This is a genomic window from Streptomyces sp. NPDC001568 (assembly GCF_042893755.1).
GTDB lineage: Bacteria > Actinomycetota > Actinomycetes > Streptomycetales > Streptomycetaceae > Streptomyces.
The window spans coordinates 352822-371233 of sequence record NZ_JBIAVF010000003.1; the positions used below are offsets into that span (position 1 = coordinate 352822).

General features: G+C 72.0%; 14 protein-coding genes. 7 read left to right on the forward strand and 7 right to left on the reverse strand.

The genetic code is table 11. The features are described from left to right. Positions 1–84: 84 nt before the first annotated feature. Positions 85–1821, forward strand: a complete 1737-nt coding sequence (locus ACFY0I_RS07415) for a GAF domain-containing sensor histidine kinase (RefSeq protein ID WP_388891430.1) — start codon at positions 85–87, stop codon at positions 1819–1821. A gap of 17 nt (positions 1822–1838) precedes the next feature. Here the strand turns inward: ACFY0I_RS07415 and ACFY0I_RS07420 are convergent, their stop codons facing one another. Further along, positions 1839–2723, reverse strand: coding sequence for a Cof-type HAD-IIB family hydrolase (locus tag ACFY0I_RS07420; RefSeq protein WP_388891434.1), 885 nt, complete (start codon positions 2721–2723; stop codon positions 1839–1841). Between the two features lie 161 nt (positions 2724–2884). Here ACFY0I_RS07420 and ACFY0I_RS07425 point away from each other — a divergent pair, with 161 nt between their 5' ends. Beyond that, entirely contained in the window at positions 2885–3787 is a 903-nt protein-coding gene (locus ACFY0I_RS07425; RefSeq protein WP_388891437.1) for an LLM class flavin-dependent oxidoreductase, read from the forward strand. A 178-nt stretch (positions 3788–3965) separates the two neighbouring features. Here ACFY0I_RS07425 and ACFY0I_RS07430 read toward each other — a convergent pair whose 3' ends face one another. The 3 genes from ACFY0I_RS07430 to ACFY0I_RS07440 all read right to left on the reverse strand — a co-directional run bounded on the left by ACFY0I_RS07430 (position 3966) and on the right by ACFY0I_RS07440 (position 9609). Then, entirely contained in the window at positions 3966–7058 is a 3093-nt protein-coding gene (locus tag ACFY0I_RS07430; protein WP_388891440.1) for a hypothetical protein, read from the reverse strand. After that, on the reverse strand, positions 7055–8938 hold the full coding sequence (locus ACFY0I_RS07435) for an HSP90 family protein (protein ID WP_388891443.1): 1884 nt from the start codon (positions 8936–8938) through the stop codon (positions 7055–7057). Before ACFY0I_RS07435 ends, ACFY0I_RS07430 begins: the two co-directional genes overlap by 4 nt. A 131-nt stretch (positions 8939–9069) precedes the next feature. Beyond that, positions 9070–9609 (reverse strand): RNA 2'-phosphotransferase, encoded by a 540-nt coding sequence (locus ACFY0I_RS07440; RefSeq protein ID WP_388891445.1) that lies wholly within the window; start codon positions 9607–9609, stop codon positions 9070–9072. 132 nt (positions 9610–9741) lie between these two features. Here ACFY0I_RS07440 and ACFY0I_RS07445 point away from each other — a divergent pair, with 132 nt between their 5' ends. Next, complete coding sequence (locus ACFY0I_RS07445; RefSeq protein ID WP_388891448.1) at positions 9742–10620, forward strand: aquaporin; 879 nt, start codon at positions 9742–9744, stop codon at positions 10618–10620. Positions 10621–10724: 104 nt separating this feature from the next. On the opposite strand, the gene ACFY0I_RS07450 is transcribed toward ACFY0I_RS07445, so the two are convergent. The 3 genes from ACFY0I_RS07450 to ACFY0I_RS07460 all read right to left on the reverse strand — a co-directional run bounded on the left by ACFY0I_RS07450 (position 10725) and on the right by ACFY0I_RS07460 (position 14575). Next, positions 10725–11639 carry a MerR family transcriptional regulator gene (locus ACFY0I_RS07450; RefSeq protein ID WP_388891451.1) on the reverse strand — a complete coding sequence of 305 codons (915 nt, stop codon included), beginning with the start codon at positions 11637–11639 and terminating at the stop codon, positions 10725–10727. A gap of 279 nt (positions 11640–11918) precedes the next feature. After that, entirely contained in the window at positions 11919–13700 is a 1782-nt protein-coding gene (locus ACFY0I_RS07455) for an SDR family oxidoreductase (protein ID WP_388891827.1), read from the reverse strand. 5 nt (positions 13701–13705) lie between these two features. Beyond that, complete coding sequence (locus ACFY0I_RS07460) at positions 13706–14575, reverse strand: M24 family metallopeptidase (protein ID WP_388891454.1); 870 nt, start codon at positions 14573–14575, stop codon at positions 13706–13708. Between the two features lie 226 nt (positions 14576–14801). On the opposite strand from ACFY0I_RS07460, the gene ACFY0I_RS07465 reads away from it, so the two are divergent. Genes ACFY0I_RS07465 through ACFY0I_RS07480 form a run of 4 tightly spaced genes read left to right on the forward strand, consistent with a single transcriptional unit; the run spans position 14802 to position 18411 of the window. Beyond that, entirely contained in the window at positions 14802–15896 is a 1095-nt protein-coding gene (locus tag ACFY0I_RS07465; RefSeq protein WP_388891457.1) for an ABC transporter ATP-binding protein, read from the forward strand. Further along, positions 15886–16773 carry an ABC transporter permease subunit gene (locus tag ACFY0I_RS07470; protein WP_388891460.1) on the forward strand — a complete coding sequence of 296 codons (888 nt, stop codon included), beginning with the start codon at positions 15886–15888 and terminating at the stop codon, positions 16771–16773. Before ACFY0I_RS07465 ends, ACFY0I_RS07470 begins: the two co-directional genes overlap by 11 nt. Further along, positions 16770–17681 (forward strand): ABC transporter ATP-binding protein, encoded by a 912-nt coding sequence (locus ACFY0I_RS07475; RefSeq protein ID WP_388891463.1) that lies wholly within the window; start codon positions 16770–16772, stop codon positions 17679–17681. Before ACFY0I_RS07470 ends, ACFY0I_RS07475 begins: the two co-directional genes overlap by 4 nt. Before the next feature lie 10 nt (positions 17682–17691). Beyond that, positions 17692–18411 (forward strand): ABC transporter permease, encoded by a 720-nt coding sequence (locus ACFY0I_RS07480; RefSeq protein WP_388891466.1) that lies wholly within the window; start codon positions 17692–17694, stop codon positions 18409–18411. Position 18412: the final 1 nt, after the last annotated feature.

Genomic DNA, 18412 nt, shown 5'->3' on the forward strand with positions numbered 1-18412 from the left:
CGGGGGCGGTCCGGGGCGCGCCGCGTGATGCGTTCCGGACGCCGCGACTTTCACCACCAAAGGGGACTAACTAGGCTCAAGGGCATGTCAGCCCAGGAGTCTCAGGAAACACCGGAACCGACCCGCGGAGCACCGGACCCGCTGGAGGCCGCCACCCAGGCCACCCGGAGTCTGCACGGGCTGTCCACCGAGCTGACCGCTCGGGTGCCGCAACTGCTGGAGGCCATGCGATCGGTCGGTACCGGCCTCGAACTGCACTCCACGCTCGACCGCATCTGCGAGACGGCCGCCGAGCTCGCGGACGCCCGGTACGCCGCGATCGGGGTCGTCGACACGGAGGGGCGCGGCCTCTCCGACTTCGTCACCTTCGGCATCGGCAAGGAAGTGGCCCGGAGGATCGGACACCGCCCGGACGGCAAGCGGGGCCTGCTCGGCGCGCTCATCTCGCACCCCGACACGGTGCAGCTCGCCGATCTCACGAAGGATCCGAGGTCGGAGGGTTTCCCGGCGCACCATCCGCCCATGAAGACGTTCCTCGGCGTCCCGATCCGGGTGCAGGGCGAGATCTTCGGCAATCTGTACCTCGCCGAGAAGAACGGCGGCGTCGAGTTCAACGACTACGACGTCCACATGGTCCGGGTGCTGGCCACCGAGGCGGGCATCGCGATCGGCAACGCCCGCCTGTACGAGGCCGCCACCCAGCGCGAGCGGTGGATCGACGGCTCGGTGGCCGTCACCACGGCCCTGCTCTCCGGCGGGGACGCGGACGACGCCCTCTCGGTCGTGGCCGAACAGGCCCGCAGGCTCGCCGACTCCGCCGCCGGGATCGTGTTGCTGCCGGCGGAGGACGGCGGGATGGAGATCGTCGCCGTCTCCGCCGAGAACCCGGCCACCTCGCTGGGCGTGGTGATCCCCGCCGACAGCCCTGTGGTGGAGCGGCTGCTGGAGGGCGAGCCGGTGTTCGTCGACGACGCGGCCGGCGACCCCCGCATGATCGGCAAGCTGACCAGCCAGTACGGCCCGTGCATGATGCTGCCCCTGCACAGCGGCGGGCGGGTGCTGGGCGCGCTGGTGACCCCGCGGGCCCGCGGCCAGAGGCCGTTCACCGAAGCGGAGCGGACGCTGGCCACGCAGTTCGCCTCACAGGCTGCGCTCGCGCTGATGATGGCCGAGGCGCAGCGGGACCGGGAGCGCCTCGCGGTGTTCGAGGACCGCGACCGCATCGCCCGCGACCTGCACGACCTCGTGATCCAACGGCTGTTCGCGACGGGGATGATGTTGGAGGGCGCCCAGCGCAGGTCCATCGTCCCGGAAGTCGTGGACGGGGTCGGCAAGGCCGTGGACGAGCTGGACGTGACGATCCAGGAGATCCGCACCGCGATCTTCGCGCTCCAGCAGGGACCGGCGGAGGCCCCGTCCGGTCTGCGCACCCGCGTGCTGCGGGAGATCAACATGGCCGCAGTGCCGCTGGGCTTCAAGCCGGCCCACCGGTTCCTCGGCCCGATCGACGCGGTCGTCGGCGAACTCGTCGGCAAGAACCTGATCGCCGCCCTGCGCGAGGCCCTCTCCAACGCGTTCCGTCACTCCGAGGCGTCCCGGATCGAGGTGGTCCTCGACTCGACCGTCACCCTGGCCGACGGGCGGCCCGGAGTGCGTCTGGAGGTCGCCGACGACGGGGTGGGCATCGCGGAGGGCGGGCGCCGGAGCGGGCTGCGGAACCTGCGTCGGCGGGCCGAGTCGCTGGGTGGGTCCAGCTCGTACGGTCCGGGCATCGGTGAGGACGGGGGCGGGACCACCCTGGTGTGGGAAGCCCCGCTCTGACCCCGTCTTTCGGGCCCCTAGCGTTGGTGCGTCGTGCGCTCGGCGAGGATCCGCTCGATGACCACGGCGACCCCGTCCTCGTTGTTGGCGACCGTCCGGCCCGACGCGGCGGCGATCACGTCCGGGTGGGCGTTGCCCATCGCGTACGAGGTGCCCGCCCAGCGGAGCATCTCCACGTCGTTCGGCATGTCGCCGAAGGCGACCACCTCGGCGGGAGAGATGCCGCGCTCGGCGCAGCACAGCGCCAAGGTGCTGGCCTTGGAGATGCCGATCCCGCTGACCTCCAGCAGGGAGGTCGGGCTGGAGCGGGTGATCGAGGCGTACCCGCCGGCCACCGAGCGGGCCAGGGCCAGGAACTCGTCCGGGCCCAGCTCGGGGTGGTGCGCGAGGACCTTCAGCACCGGCGCCGCGCTGCCTTCGAGCTCTTCGCTCAGTAGCTTCTCGGCGGTGGCCACGGCGGCGCCCGGGTCCTGGAAGAACGGCGGGTACGTCGGCTCGTAGTTGATGCCGGTGGTCAGCTCGACGGCGAAGGACGTACCGGGCGCGGCGGCCCGCAGGGTGTTCACCACCGTCAGCGCGGTGGCCCGGGGCAGCGCCCGGACCTGTACGAACTCTCCTCCGGAGCGGAGATCGACGACGGCGGCGCCGTTCGCGCAGATCGCCAGGCCGTGGCCGTGCACGTGGTCACTGACCACGCCCATCCAGCGAGCCGGGCGGCCCGTGACGAAGAAGACCTCGATCCCGGCTTCCTCGGCGGCGGCGAGGGCGGCGATCGTGCGGGGCGAGACGGATTTGTCGTCGCGCAGCAAGGTGCCGTCGAGGTCGGTGGCGATGAGCCGGGTCGCTGGGGTTGGCCCGTCCGGGCGCTGGGGAGCCGAGGTCACGGACCCATCTTCGCCCATGGGTCCCTACCGTTCGACCACGTTCGGCTGGAGATGTTTCACGTGAAACCGACTGCCCTCCGTCGTTGTTTCACGTGAAACGCGGTGCCCGTGCGGGTTCGCGGTGGGGCGGATGGTGCGTGATGTGCGTTTGGTGCATGCGTCGCCGTAGGCTCGAACGCATGAGTCTGCGTCTGAGCACTGTGATCCTCCCGGTCCGCGGCTGGCACGAAGGAGGCCGAGACCAGTGGCAGCGGGCCGAGCGGCTCGGGTTCCACACCGCCTACACCTATGACCACCTGAGCTGGCGGACCTTCCGCGACGGCCCGTGGTTCGGTGCGGTTCCCACCCTGACCGCCGCGGCGGCCGCCACCGAGTCGATCCGCCTGGGCACGCTGGTCACCTCGCCGAACTTCCGGCACCCGGTGACCCTCGCCAAGGACCTCATGACGCTGGACGACATTTCCGGTGGGCGCGTCACCCTGGGCATCGGGGCCGGCGGCAACGGCTTCGACGCGGTCGCTCTGGGCCAGGAGCAGTGGTCCCCGCGCGAGCGGGCCGACCGCTTCGCCGAGTTCGTACCGCTGCTGGACCGCCTGCTGACCGAGGGCGCGGTCACCCACCACGGCACCTTCTACTCCGCCGAGGAGGCCCGCAACATTCCCGGATGCGTCCAGCGCCCCCGGCTTCCGTTCGCCGTCGCGGCGACCGGTCCGCGTGGGGTGAAGCTCGCCGCGAGCCTGGGCCAGGCCTGGGTGACGGCCGGTGACCCGAAGGTCTTCGAGGGAACGCCCGAGCAGTCGCTGGAGGCGCTGCGCGCTCAGGTGGGCAAGCTGGAGAAGGCCCTGGTGGAGATCGGGCGGGAGTCCGAGACCATCGAGAAGGTGCTGCTCACCGGCTTCACCCCGGAACGCAGCTCGATGCTGGAATCCGTGGACGCGTTCGTCGACTTCGCCGGCCGCCACCGTGAGCTCGGGTTCACCGAACTCGTCATCCACGCGCCGATCCCCGACTCCGACTTCGCCGCGGACGAGGCCGTCTTCGAGAAGATCGCCACCGAGGCGCTCGCGCAGCTGGACGCCTGACACCGGCGGCGCGCGGCCACGCAACCGCACCGGCCCCGGCCCCGGCCCGGGTACCGCACGAAGCGGTCCGGACCGGGGCCGGTGCGCGTCAGGCGTCGGCAGACGTCATCCGGCATCGGCAGGCGTGGTCAGGCGCCGTCACGCGTCGGCACGCGTCATCAGGCATCGGCAGGCGTGGTCAGGCGTCGGCAGGGTCAGGCAACAGGTTCGCCAGGGTTCGTTCCGCCTGCGGCAGCAGCCACTCCGGGACGACCTCCGCGGGCAGCGCCTTGATCTCCTCGACCAGCGTTGAGATCCGCGCGGCGCCCGCTTCCGGACGTCCCAGTTCCTGCTCGGTCCAGGCGGCGTTGTTCAGGCACTGGAAGCGGCCCGGCAGGTAGTCGTTGCCGAGCTCGGCGTAGAGGGCGGCCGCCCGCTCCCACAGGACGATCTCCTCCCGTCGCAGCTCCTCGATCCGGTCCGCGCTCAACCTGTCGGGGGCCTCGGTGGCCGCCTCCCCCGCGCCTTCCCCGGTCCCGTCCTCCTCGTCCTGCTCCCGCTCCTGCGCACTGACCTGCCGATCCAGGACCTGCGCGATCTGGTGCCAGGTCTGCGCCAGTTCGGAGCGCGGCTCGGGGGCCTGCGGATCGGTGGTCAGCGCCTCCTCCAGCACCCCGGCCGCCTCGTCCATCAGGAGCCGGGCCGCCGCGACCGTCGTCTCGTCGACCCGTTCGCGCAGGCCCAGCCAGGCCAGCGAACGCAGGATCCGGACCTCGGGGATCACTGCTCCGCCCGCCTGCCGGTGCAGTTCCAGGGACCGTCGGTACGCGGCGACGGCCTCCTCCACCAGTCCGGCGTCGGAGAGGCAGTCGGCGGCCGACTGCGCGAACTGCGCCTGAGGCCGCGGGTCCTCCCATTCCTTGACCAGCTCGGCCGCCAGCAGGTACTGCTCCGCCGCGGGGCGCGTCTCGCGCAGTTCCCGCAGCAGGTCGCCCAGGAACTCCCGGGCCGCCACCGCCTGGCCCTCGCCGTGTTCCAGCAGGTCGGGCAGCGTCGACTGGAGTACCTCCGCCGCGTCGGCGTTGCGGCCGTCCTGCGCGTAGGCGCGGGCCAGCAGCAGTCGGGCCTGCGCCCCACCGTCGGCGCTCAGGCCGGCCTGGTCGAACCAGTGCGCCGCCGTCAGGGAGTGCTCGGCCGCCTCCGCGGCCCCGTCGGGCCGGCGCAGCAGGATGTCCGCCAGCGTGAGCCGTACGACACCCTGCTCCTGGGAGTCGGTCACCTCGGAGGAGTGCGCCAGCGCCTCCCGCGCCGCCTCCTCCGCCTCCTCGGATCGGTCCAGCGACCTCAGCACCCCCGCCCGCAGGACGAGGGGGTCCACCGCCAGCCACGGCCGGGCCGCCGCGACGGACCGGGCGGCGGAGGCGGCCAGCAGGTCCAGGGCTCGCTCGGTGTCGCCCTGGGAGAGCGTCACCCGGCCCAGCAGTTCCTCGGCTTCCGAGGTCACGTCCGACAGACCCGTCCCGGAGTCGTCGGTCGTCCCGTACGCCCCGTACGCCCCGTACGTCGCGACGAAGTCGGCCAGCGCCGACGCGAGCACCGCCGTGCCGGGGTCGTGATCGTGCCCGTGCCCGTGCCCGTGATCGTCGGCGGTGTGTTCCCGCGCCGCCTCGACGGACCGCAGGTACGGCTCCAGGCGGATCGCGGCGAGTTCCGCGAGGGCGATCCGGCGGGTCCGCCGCGGCTCGGCCGGGTCCAGGGCCGTGGCGGACCGGGCGGCCATGGCCAGCAGGGCCCGTACCTCCCCCGGTTCCGCGCCGGCCTGCGCGGCGACGCTCGCCATCCGCAGCTCCGCGAGGGCCGCGCGCGCGGCCTGCCCCAGTTCCCGGTAGGCGTCCCGGACCGAGGCCAGGAGCCGGCCCGCGTCCTCGGAGCCGGCCCGCGCCGCGACCAGGGCCCGGTGGTCGGCCAGGTCGGCGGCCATCAGAGGCTCCACCTGTGACGCGGGGAGCCCGGAGACCCGTACGGACACCGCGGCCCACAGCGCGTCGGAGCCCGGGTGCCCCAGTTCCCGTGCGTCCCGGGCCCGTTCCACGAGCGCGCCGAAGTCCTCGGCGGCGTCCGCGCCGGCCGTCGCGGGCGTGGGCCGGGGGGCCGACGCGGAAGCCGCCGGCTGCGGCAGCGCGGCGCTGCGCACCCCGAGCGGCAGTACGTCGACCAGCGGCGTCTGCGCGATCCGGGTCAGGAAGCGCTCCGAGACACGGGTGGTGCCGTTGCGGACGTCGAAGCGTTCGGCGATGTGCAGGGCCTCGGCGCGCAGGATGGCGTGCAGTTCGTCGACGGTGCGGGCGGCGCCGCCGAAGGGCACCGTCGGGTCGGCGCCGTGGCCGAGTTCGGACAGCCGCCGCAGCAGGACGAGGACCCCGCCGTAGAGGTCCATCTGCGTCTGGACGTCCGCGAGGGGGCGCAGGTGGGCGCCGTGTTCGGCGAGGATCTCCACGCCGCGCGCCTCGTTGCCGGTGAGGGCGCAGAACTCGATGTGCTGCCCGATCGCCCGCAGCAGGCCCTCCTTGCCGCGTGCCATGCGGTACCCGCGCAGGTGGTGGGCGCGGGCGTCGTCGGCGCGGCCCAGGCGCAGCAGCGGCCGCAGCGACCGGGCGAGGACCCGGTGCGGCTCCTCCATGCAGGTCTGCCCGCCGTCCAGGACGGGCTCCCAGACCTCGATCGCCTTGGCGTCCTCGCCCTTGCCGGCCCAATAGGAGCCTTGGGAGTTCGTCTCGCAGGCGTGGCAGTCGCTCATCGCGTCGCGGTCGGCCGCCCGCCACCGGGCCATGGCCCGTTCGGCGCGTTCGTCGTCGCCGATGGCGTCCGCGAGGAAGTACTCGGACTGCCGTACGGCGCGCTCGCCGTACCCGGCGATCCGGTAGCGCTTCTCCATGTCCTCGAGGTAGCCGGTGATGGCCGTGATGGGGACGTCGGGCGTGCTGATGATCTGGCCCGACACCCACTTGAACCGCCAGAAGAGGGCGTGGGCGTCGCTCGCGTCGAAGGCTCCGGGGTCGCGGTCGTACTCCTGGAGGAGGCGGGCGAAGGGGACCACCATGCGGCTGCGCTCGGAGCTGTACTCGTAGGCGTCGATCTGGGTGACCAAGGCCTGGCGGAACACGTCGGAGTCGCCGGCCGCCTCGGCGGCGGCGGTCAGGGCCTCGGCCTGCGCGTTGCGCGCGGCGCCCTGCGGCAGGCGGTGGTTCTCGTACAGGGCCTGTCGGATCTCTTCGACCGTCATGTTGCTCACCGGGTGTCCTTCGGGTTCTCGATGGAGTGGGTCGCCCATTCCAGGAGCCCGAGGAAGGCCCGGTTGAGCAGGGTGGAGTCGGCCGGTCGCAGGGGCCGCTGGGACATCAGCAGCGCCTGCCCGTAGAGCGATTCGACGGCGGTGCCGGTCAGGGTCGCGTCGGGCAGTCCCGCGATGCGCCGGATCAGCGGGTTGTTGTGGTTGAGGACCAGGCGGGCGCGCGGGCCGGAGCCGCGCAGCGAGCCGAGGATGCCGCTCCACAGGCTGTCCGCGTTGTCGAGCGCGGCCGTGCGGTCGCGTTCCTGGCGGGCCTGCCGGTCGTCGAGGTAGAGGGCGGGGACGGAGACGGGCTGGAACGCGCGCAGCACCACGTCGCAGGACTGGGGTTCCAGGCGGGTGCGGGCGGTGGACAGGAAGCCGGCGAGGGCCAGTTCGACATCGGAGGGGACCGGGTCGAGGCGCTCGGTGACGGCGCCGGCGTCGAGTTCGGTGACCTTGAGGTCGGGCCGTACGGAGGGGAGCAGCGCCAGCAGGTCCGCGTCGTAGGTGTAGCCGGCGTTGATGACGCCCAGGCCGTGGGCCGCGGCGATCGGGGCGATCTGGCGGAACTCCTCGACGGTGGGCGTGAAGTGGATGTCGCTGTGGGCCGCCGCGAACTCCTCCAGGCTCATCGAGCCGTCGCTGGTCTCGAACGGCAGCCAGGGCAGCATCAGCCCGAGCAGCTCGGCGTCGTGGCGGGCCAGGGACTTCACCCCGAGGTGGTGGACGCTCAGGAATGCGGCCAGTCGCTCCGGTTCGCTCGCCGCGAGCTCGGCCAGCCAGGCCCGGACACGGTTCCCGAGTGCTTCGCGTACGGCGGCCAGCGTCTCGTCGTCGTACAGGTTCTCGCGGGAGGCCGTGGGCCGCAGCGTGTCCGTGTCCAGGACGACGCGGACGAAGAACGCCCAGTCGGGCAGCAGGTTGGAGGCCTGGTCGGTGAGCAGCATGCCCTTGAGGTGGACGCGGTGTCCGGCCCGGTGGGCGGGGCTGGTCGGTTCGGGCAGGACGTACGCGACTCCGCGCACTCCGGCCACCGGCAGGTCGAGGTCGATGGTGTCGAGCGGGGTGAAGCCGAAGAGCCGCGCGCAGTCGCCGGCGAGCGCCACGCGGCGGGCGGCGGGGGTGGGGAAGGGGCGGTCCCACACGGCGGGCCGGTCGGTGACCGGTCGGGCACCTCCGCCCTCGCCGTCGTCGAAGGTGATGTCGTACGGGAGCAGGGAGCCGTAGTCACGGGCGAGTCGTTCGACCGTGGCGGCTCCGGTCCACTCCTCGGAGCCGGGGCGGCCCTCCAGGTGAACGGTGGTGCCGGGCTCCGGGCGGGCGTCGTGGGGGAGTTCACGGACGGTGTAGGAGCCGTCGTCCGTGGCCAACCATTCGACGGGCGCCGCCTCGGGGTCGCGGGCGGACCGGGTGACGACCCGGATCCGGCGGGCGACGACGAAGCAGGCGAGCAGTCCGATGCCGAACTGGCCGAGGAACTCCTGGCGGGTGGTTTCCAGGCCGTGCTCGCCGCCGCGCTTGGAGCTGCGGCCGATGGTGGCGAGGAGGGAGTGGGCCTCCGCGGCGGTCAGGCCGATGCCGGAGTCCTCGATGGTGACCCGACCGGCGGTGGCCGACAGCCGGATGTGGACCCGCGTGCCGGGTTCGAGGGCCTGGCGGGCGGTGACCGCGTCGACGGCGTTCTGCAGCAGCTCGCGGACGTAGACGCGCGGGCTGGAGTAGAGGTGGTGCGACAGCAGGTCGACCAGGCCGCGCAGGTCGACCTGGAAGCTGTTGACGGCGGCGTCGTCCACGGCGGACGGGGACGGAGGGGAGGACGGGGGCGGGGGTGTGGACGTCATGAGGCGTCACCTCGCTGGCTCGCATGGGATGGTCGGCGATCGCGAGGTACCCCCCCTCACGGATCCCGGAGTGAGGAACAGAGTAGGGGGATGATCCGACAATTCCCCTGTGAATTGTGGTGGCGCGGTTCCTACGAGAACCGGAGGAACCGCGGCGGTACCGCGTCGGCCAGCCACACGCCGTTGGCGCTGATCCGGAACACATGACCGGCGGCGCGCATGGCCCCCGCGTCCACGGCCAGGACCACGGGCCGCCCCCTGCGCGCGCCCACCCGGGTCGCCGTCTCCCGGTCGGGCGACAGGTGCACGTGGTGGCGGGCCATGGGACGCAGACCCTCGGCGCGGATCGAGTCCAGGGCGGCTGCCACGGTGCCGTGGTACAGGTACGCCGGGGGTTCGGCCTCCGGGAGATCCAGGTCGACGGCGACGGTGTGGCCCTGGCTGGCCCGGATGCGGCTGCCGTCGACGGCGAAGCGCTGCTTGTCGTTGGAGGCGACCGCGTGGTCGAGCTCCGCCCGGCTGACGGGGAAACCGTGGTCCGCGGCGGCGGCGAGCAGGTCGTCGATCTCGACCCAGCCCTGGGAGTCGAGCACCAGTCCGATCCGTTCCGGCTGGTGTCGCAGGTGTTTCGAGACGTATTTGGACACCTTCACGGTGCGTCTTTCATCCATGTCCCCAGCGTGCCGGGTCGGGCGGGGCTCCGGCAGGGATTTTTCGCCGGCGCCGACCGGTGGACCACCTCTATCGCTCTTCCAAGATACGGAATACATTTTCCGCTGGACTGCTGCCCAGAGGGAGAAAAGATGACACACCAGGCTTCGCTGCTGCGGCGCACGACAGCCGAACTCGTCGGCACCGCGGCGCTGCTCGTGGTGGTGATCGGCTCCGGGATCCAGGCTGACGCGCTCAGCCGCGACACCGGTGTCGCCCTCGTCGCCAACTCGCTCGTCTCGGCCATCGGCCTCGGGTTGATCATCACCCTCTTCGGGCCGCTGTCCGGAGCCCACCTCAACCCCGTCGTCACCCTCACCACCTGGTGGGCGCGCCGCTCCGGCCGGGACGGGCTCGGCGGCAAGGAGGCCCTGGCCTACACCGCCGCCCAGATCGCGGGGGCGATCGGTGGCGCCGTACTCGCCGAGGCGATGTTCGGGCGGACCCCGGGAACCCTCGCCACCCAGGTGCGCGACGGCGGTCACCTCCTGGTCGGCGAGGTCGTCGCCACCGCCGGGCTGGTCCTGGTCATCCAGGGGTTGGGCCGGATCGGCCGCGCGAAGTTGATCCCGGCGGCGGTCGCCGCGTACATCGCGGCCGCGATCTGGTTCACCTCCTCGGGCTCCTTCGCCAACCCGGCGGGCACCGTCGGGCGGGCCTTCAGCGACTCCTTCACCGGCATCGCCCCGCAGTCGCTGCCCGGCTTCGTCGCCGCCCAGTTGCTCGGCGGCGCCCTCGGCCTCGGCCTCGCCACCCTGCTCTACGGGCGGGAGGGCCGCACGGCCGCGCCGGAGATCGCGCGGGTGAGCGTGCGGGGAGGCGTGCGGGACGACGGTCAGGGCGGCGGGTCGCACGACGCTCCGGGCGCGTCGGACACCGCGGGGGGAGACGCTCAGGGTGCGCCGGCCGACGCGGAGGGGCCGGTGGCCGATATACCGCGCACCGGACCCGCGTACGAGGCCGTCGTCTGAGGGGGCTTCCACATTGCCCACAGGAAAAGCGGACTTGTCCACAGCCCTTTGGGTGGTTATGGGGGCCAGTTGCGCCATTCGCCCTGTGGACTACTGATCGAGCATTATCGGCCGCCCCGGCGGGCCAGATCGTTCATCGTCCGGGCCTGGAGCTCCCGTTCCGTCGCCGCCCGGACGAACTCCGCCACGTGATCGGCGCCCACCAGTTCCTGCACCGCCCGTACGGTGTCCGCCGGCAGGGCGACCGGGGTCGGTCCCGACGGCTGCGCGGTGCCGGTCGCGCCCAGGTGCCGCTGGAGGTGCCGGGTGGCGAACGTCCGCATCGCCCGCGCGAGTTCGGCGTCCACCGTCTGCTGGGCCAGCGGCCGAAGCCTGCGCACCATCGCCGCCGCCTCGGCCGCGTCGGCGTCCGTCGGCGGCACCTCCCCGAGGTAGCGGGCGAAGACGTGCTCGGTGGTGAAGTCCAGGAAGCGCGAGGCGATGTGCTCGACCTGCCCGCGCAGTTCGCGCAGGTGCCCGGTGATCGCCACCAGCGGCACCCCGGCCGCGTACAGCTCGGCGGCCACCGCCAACTCCTGCGGCGAGGGCACCAGGAACTCGTCCGGGCGCCCCGGCATCCGCTCCAGAACGCCCAGCTCGCAGGCCTCGTCCACCGCGTCCTCGTCGGGCCGGCCGCCGAACCGTTCGTCCAGGTCGGCCCGGCTGATCCGGGCCGCCTCCTCGTCGGTCCACGGCCCGTGCACCTCGGCGACCAGGCCCAGTACGCCGCCCAGACCGCGCCCCGCGTCCCAGGCCTCCAGCAGCTCCTTGATGGAGGCCAGCGTGTAGCCGCGGTCCAGCAGGTCCGCGATCTGGCGCAGCCGCGCCAGATGCGTGTCCCGGTACACGTTGGACCGGCCGCGGCGCTCCGGTTTCGGGAGCAGACCGCGGTCCTGGTACGCCCGGATGGTGCGCACCGTCGCACCGCTGTGGTGGGCCAGATCCTCGATCCGGTACTCGGCCACCGCCTGATCGGACAATCCCGGCTCCCTACGACATGACGGCTCGGCCGACCGCGCCCGCCGCGGTCCGGGCGGCAGGAGGCGCCGCCAGGTACTCGACCGCCGTGCGCAGCGAGCCCTCCTGCGAGGGATGGTACGACCGTCGGAAGGAGCGGCATATGGCCGTGCCGAGCTGTCTCCGGCTCGGCGGCGCCCCCCGGTCGACCCCGTGGGCGCGGGCGCGCGGCGAACGACGGGGCCGCGCGCCCGCCCCGTCGCTCCCGCCCGCACCGCCGGCGTCGGCTCCACCGGCCCGGTTCACAGCCGGGGTTCCAGCCTCGCGATGCGCCGCAGCGTGCGCGGCGCGAAGCGGGACATCCACAGGGCGGCCTTGGATTCGGGCGTCACGGGTACGACCGCCTGGTTCCTCACCACGGCCAGCACGATCGCGTCGGCGACCTTCTCCGGCGGGAAGTTGCGCAGCCCGTACATCCGCGAGGAGCTTTCCTGGCGGCGCTTCTCCTCGGCCGTGTCCACCCCGGCGAACCGCGAGGTGGCGGCGATGTTGGTGTTGACGATGCCCGGGCAGATCGCGGAGACCCCGATCGACTGCGAGGCGAGCTCGGCGCGCAGGCACTCGCTGAGCATCAGGACCGCCGCCTTGGAGGTGCTGTACGCGGGCAGGGTGCGGGAGGGCAGGTAGGCGGCGGCGGAGGCGGTGTTGACGATGTGCCCGCCCTGGCCGCGCTCGGCCATCTGCTTCCCGAAGATCCGGCAGCCGTGGATGACACCCCACAGGTTGACGTCGAGGACCTTCTTCCAGTCCTCCGCCGTGGTCTCCAGGAAGGGGCCGGACAGCCCGATCCCCGCGTTGTTGACCAGGACGTCCACGATTCCGTACTCGGCGGCGACCTTCGCGGCGAGCTTTTCCATCGCCTGCTCGTCGCTCACGTCGACGCATTCGCCCCAGGCCTCGGGGGCGCCGACGAGCCGGGCCATCTCGGCGGTGCGCGCCGCACCCTCGCCGTCCCGGTCCACGGCCACCACCCGGGCGCCGGCCTCGGCGAACGCGAAGGCCGTGGCCCGTCCGATGCCGCTGGCCGCGCCGGTGACGAGGACGAGCTGTCCGCCGAACCGGTCCGCGTAGCGGCCCGGAGCCTTCTGCTCCGGCGCCCGCGTCGCGGGCTCCTCCCGGCTGGTCACGAACTCCGAGATCCACGCCGCGACCTGGTCGGGCCGGGTACGCGGAATCCAGTGCTTCGCGGGCAGGGTGCGCCGCACCAGGTCCGGGACCCACAGCTCCAGGTCGTCGTAGAGCCGCTCGGAGAGGAAGTCGTCCTTGGTCGGCGTGATCAGCTGCACCGGTACGTGCGCGTAGGCGTCGGTCCGGGGCCGGCGCATGCGGCCACGGACGTTGTCGCGGTACAGCCAGGCACCGTGCGCGGCGTCGGAGGGCAGCGAGTCCGTCGGGTAGGTGCCGGTGGGGATGTTCTCCGCGCGCTGGAGGAGCTTCGGCCATTGCTTGCCGAGCGGCCCGCGCCAGAGGAGCTCCGGCAGGACGGGCGTGTGCAGCAGGTAGACGTACCAGGACTTCGCGCCCTGGTGCAGCAGTTGGCCGGCCCGACGCGGGGTGGGCCGCGCCGCCCGCTTCTTGATCCAGTGCCCGAAGTGGTCGAGCGAGGGCCCGGACATGGAGGTGAAGGAGGCGATCCTGCCCTCGGTACGGGCGACCGTGGCGAACTCCCAGCCCTGGACGGAGCCCCAGTCGTGGCCGACCAGGTGCACCGGCCGGTCGGGGCTGACCGCGTCCGCCACGGCCAGGAAGTCATCGGTCAGTTTCTCCAGGGTGAAGCCGCCGCGGAGCGGGACCGGCGCCGTGGACCGCCCGTGGCCGCGTACGTCGTACAGCACCACGTGGAAGCGGGTCGCGAGGCGTTCGGCGACCTCCGACCAGACCTCCTTGCTGTCCGGGTAGCCGTGCACGAGGACCACCGTCGGCCGGTCCGCGTCACCGAGCTCGACGACGCACAGCTCGATGCCGCCCGTGCTGATCCGGCGTTCCCGCGCGCCCGCCCATGCCGCGCCGCTCGTACCGCTCATCCCGCTCATCCCGCCTTCTCCTCAGCCCAGCGCCGCACGTGCGGCAGGTCGTCGTCGAGCCAGTACGCGCTCTCCTCGGGGTCCCGGGAGTCGGTGACCACCAGGATCTCCTCGAACTTCGCGCCGGTGCCCCGGAAGCCCAGGTGCGGTTCCACCGCCCAGAGGCCGGGCTGCGGCGCGTGGTCGGAGAACCGGTAGGGGCTCCACAGCGGGGACCAGCCGTCCCGGTGCCCGCGCAGGGCGTCGGAGGCCAGTCCCTTCAGGGATTGTGTGCCGAATCCGAACGCGGTCGGGGACCAGCGCCGCTCCTTGACCCGGTCGATCTTGTGCGCGATCACCCCGAACGGGTAGGCCCGATGTCGGTTGGCGTACCCCTGGCGCGTCATCAGCCGTTCGACGTTCTCGTAGATCTCGCGCAGCGGGCGGCGCTCGCGCACCTGCTCCAGGATCAGGTCGCGGTGCGGGCGCAGATCGGCCATCAGCCGGTCCTGCACCGGGTTGAGGCCGAGGCTCCCGGAGTAGCCGACATCGGCCGGGTAGCCCCGCAGGACCGGCGCCATGTCGAGGATGAACGGCATGCCCGGCTCCAACTTCCGGTTCGTCGGGAAGAACTGGAGGGGGACCCGGAAGCCGGCGAAGGCGGTGCGGTCGCCGAACCAGGCGAACGGCAGGTGGAACCAGTCCCGTACGCCGCGTTCGCGCAGCCAGTCGCGCTGCATCCGCGCCGCCTCGCGCTCGGTCACCCCCGGCCGCAACTGGGCCGCGACGGCTTCCGCGCACTCGTAGGCGAGGCGCTGCACCTCCTGGAAGCCGCGGAGCTCGGCGGAGAGCCGCCCGGCGGGCCGCGCGGTGCGTTGCTTCGTGTCCCCAGCCATAGCAGCCGTCCGTCCTCATAGCCGTACGCGCCCGTAACTTGACACTGATGAATGTGACAATGACCGGAGGTCACGTCAAGGGTCGTGCACGGACCTGTGGACAAACTTGTCCGGTTCGCGTCAGCCTGGGGTCAGGGTTCGTGGTTCCGCGTAGTCCTCAAGGCGGATACGGGTTCCCGCTCCAGGTCTGACGATCCGCGCGGACATCGGCACTAACGTCGAAGCCGTGACTGTCATCGCGACCGAAAGCCTGAGCAAGCGGTACCCCCGAGTGACCGCCCTCGACCGGCTCTCCCTGGACATCGGACCCGGCGTGACCGGGCTCGTGGGCGCCAACGGAGCCGGCAAGTCCACGCTGATCAAGATCCTGCTCGGACTGTCCCCCGCCACCGAGGGCCGTGCCGCCGTACTCGGACTCGACGTCGCCACGCATGGCAGCGCCATCCGTGAACGCGTCGGCTACATGCCCGAACACGACTGCCTGCCACCCGACGTCTCGGCCACCGAGTTCGTCGTGCACATGGCCCGCATGTCCGGGCTCCCGCCGACCGCCGCGCGCGAGCGGACGGCCGACACCCTGCGCCACGTCGGGCTGTACGAGGAGCGCTACCGCCCCATCGGCGGCTACTCCACCGGCATGAAGCAGCGCGTCAAGCTGGCGCAGGCGCTCGTCCACGACCCCCAACTGGTGCTCCTGGACGAGCCGACCAACGGCCTCGACCCGGTCGGTCGGGACGAGATGCTCGGGCTGATCCGACGCATCCACACCGACTTCGGCATCTCGGTGCTGGTCACCTCCCACCTGCTCGGAGAGCTGGAGCGGACCTGTGACCACGTCGTGGTCGTCGACGGCGGCAAGCTGCTGCGCTCCAGCTCCACCAGCGACTTCACGCAGACCACCACGACCCTCGCGGTCGAGGTGACCGACTCCGACACGCACCCGGACGGCACCGCCGCCCTGCGCAAGGCCCTCGTGGCTGCGGGCATCACCCTGCACGCCGGTGAGGAGCAGGGACTGCCCGGCGCCGGCCACATCCTGCTGGTGGAGGCCACGGGCGAGGAGACGTACGACACCGTCCGCGACACCGTCGCCGACCTCGGCATCGGGCTGGTCCGCATGGAGCAGCGCCGCCACCACATCGCGGAGGTCTTCCGCGACAGCGACCAGCAGGCTCAGCAGGCCCAGCAAGCCCAGCAAGCCCAGCAAGCCCAGCAGGCCCAGCAGTCGATCCGGTCGGCCGCTCAGCCGCAGGCCGCGAGCCCCGTCCAGCACCCCGCCCAGAACGTCCAGCAGAAGGGAGCCGGTTCCGATGGCGCCTGACACCTCGACCCAGATCCACAACATCGGCTACCGGTCCTACGACGGCCCCCGCCTCGGCCGCGCCTACGCCCGCACGTCGCTCTTCTCGCAGTCCCTGCGGGGCGCGTACGGCCTCGGGCGTTCCGCCAAGTCCAAGGTGCTGCCGATGATCCTCTTCGCGGTGATGTGCGTACCCGCGCTGATCATCGTCGCGGTGGCCATCGCCGTCCCCGGCTCCACCGACCTGCCGATCAAGTACACGACGTACGCCCTGACCACCCAGGTGATCATCGGCCTCTACCTGGCCTCGCAGGCACCCCAGTCGGTCTCCCGGGACCTGCGCTTCAAGACCGTGCCGCTCTACTTCTCGCGGCCCATCGAGCGCGTCGACTACGTACTGGCCAAGTACGCGGCCATGGCCTCGGCCCTCTTCATCCTCACCGCCACCCCGCTGCTGATCATGTGGATCGGCTCGCTGCTGGCGAAGTTCGACTTCGGTGACCAGACCAAGGGATTCGGGCAGGCACTGGTGTCGGTACTGCTGCTGTCGCTGCTCTTCGCGGGCCTCGGCCTCGTCATGGCCGCCCTCACCCCGCGCCGCGGGTTCGGCGTCGCCGCCGTGATCGGACTGCTGCTCATCCCCTACGGCGCCGTCTCCACCATCCAGGCCGTTGCCTACTCGACCGGGAACACCGGCGCCATCGAGTGGATGGGCCTGTTCTCCCCGATCACCCTGATCGACGGCGTGCAGACCGCGTTCCTCGGCGCCACCTCCGCCTTCCCCGGCGGTGAGGGCCCCTCGGCGGCCGTCGGCGTCGTCTACCTGCTCGTCGTCCTCGGCCTCATCGCCGGCTCCTACGCCGCCCTGATGGCCCGCTACCGGAAGGCCGGGCTGTGACCGTCATCGACATCGACCACACCTCCCGCTGGTTCGGCAACGTCGTCGCCGTCAACGACGTCACCATGCGCATCGGCCCCGGTGTGACCGGCCTGCTGGGCCCCAACGGCGCCGGCAAGTCCACCCTGATCAACATGATGGGCGGCTTCCTCGCGCCCTCCACCGGCACCGTCACCCTCGACGGAGCGACGATCTGGCGCAACGAGCAGGTCTACAAGCAGATCGGCGTCGTGCCCGAGCGCGAAGCCATGTACGACTTCCTCACCGGCCGCGAGTTCGTGGTGGCCAACGCCGAACTGCACGGCCTCGACGACGAGGCCGCCCGGCGCGCGCTCGCCACCGTCGAGATGGAGTACGCACAGGACCGCAAGATCTCCACGTACTCCAAGGGCATGCGCCAGCGCGTGAAGATGGCTTCGGCGCTCGTCCACGACCCGTCCGTGCTGCTCCTCGACGAGCCGTTCAACGGCATGGACCCGCGTCAGCGCATGCAGCTCATGGACCTGCTGCGACGGATGGGCGACGAAGGCCGCACCGTCCTGTTCTCCTCCCACATCCTGGAGGAGGTCGAGCAGCTCGCCTCGCACATCGAGGTGGTCGTCGCCGGCCGGCACGCCGCATCCGGCGACTTCCGTCGGATCCGCCGACTGATGACGGACCGCCCGCACCGCTACCTGGTCCGCTCCTCCGACGACCGGGCCCTCGCCGCGGCCCTGATCGCCGACCCGTCCACGGCAGGCATCGAGGTCGACCTCAAGGAGGGCGCCCTGCGCATCCAGGCCGTCGACTTCGGGCGCTTCACCGAGCTGCTTCCACAGGTCGCCCGGGCGCACGGCATCCGGCTGCTCACGGTCTCGCCCTCAGACGAGTCCCTCGAGTCGGTCTTCTCCTACCTCGTCACGGCCTGAAGGAGCTGGCATGTACAACCCCACCGTCGCCCGGCTCACCTACCGGGCCCTGCTCGGCCGCCGCCGCGCGCTGATCCTCTTCGCGCTGCCCGCCCTGCTGATCGTCATCTCCATCGCCGTCCGCGCCTTCACCGGGGTGGACGACAAGGTCGCCGCCGACCTGCTCGGCGGCTTCGCCCTGGCGACGATGGTCCCGCTGATCGGCGTCATCGCCGGCACCGGAGCCATCGGCCCCGAGATCGACGACGGCTCGATCGTCTACCTGCTCTCCAAGCCGGTGAAGCGGCCCACGATCATCCTGACCAAGCTGATCGTCGCGATCGCCGTCACGATGGCCTTCTCCGCGATCCCCACCCTGATCGCCGGCTTCATCCTCAACGGCAACGGCCAGCAGATCGCCGTCGCCTACACCGTCGCCGCCCTCGTCGCCTCGATCGCCTACAGCGCGCTGTTCCTGCTGTTGGGCACCGTCAGCCGGCACGCGGTCGTCTTCGGCCTCGTCTACGCCCTGATCTGGGAATCGCTCTTCGGCAGCCTCGTCTCCGGAGCCAAGACCCTCAGCGTCCAGCAGTGGTCCCTGTCCCTGGCCGAGAAGGTCGCCGGACCGGGGTACGTGGACGCCGGCGTGGGCCTGCCCACCGCCGTGATCCTGCTCCTCGTGGTCACCGTCGGAGCCACCGCCTACGCGGGCCAGAAGCTGCGCCGCCTCACCCTGGCCGGCGAGGAGTAGG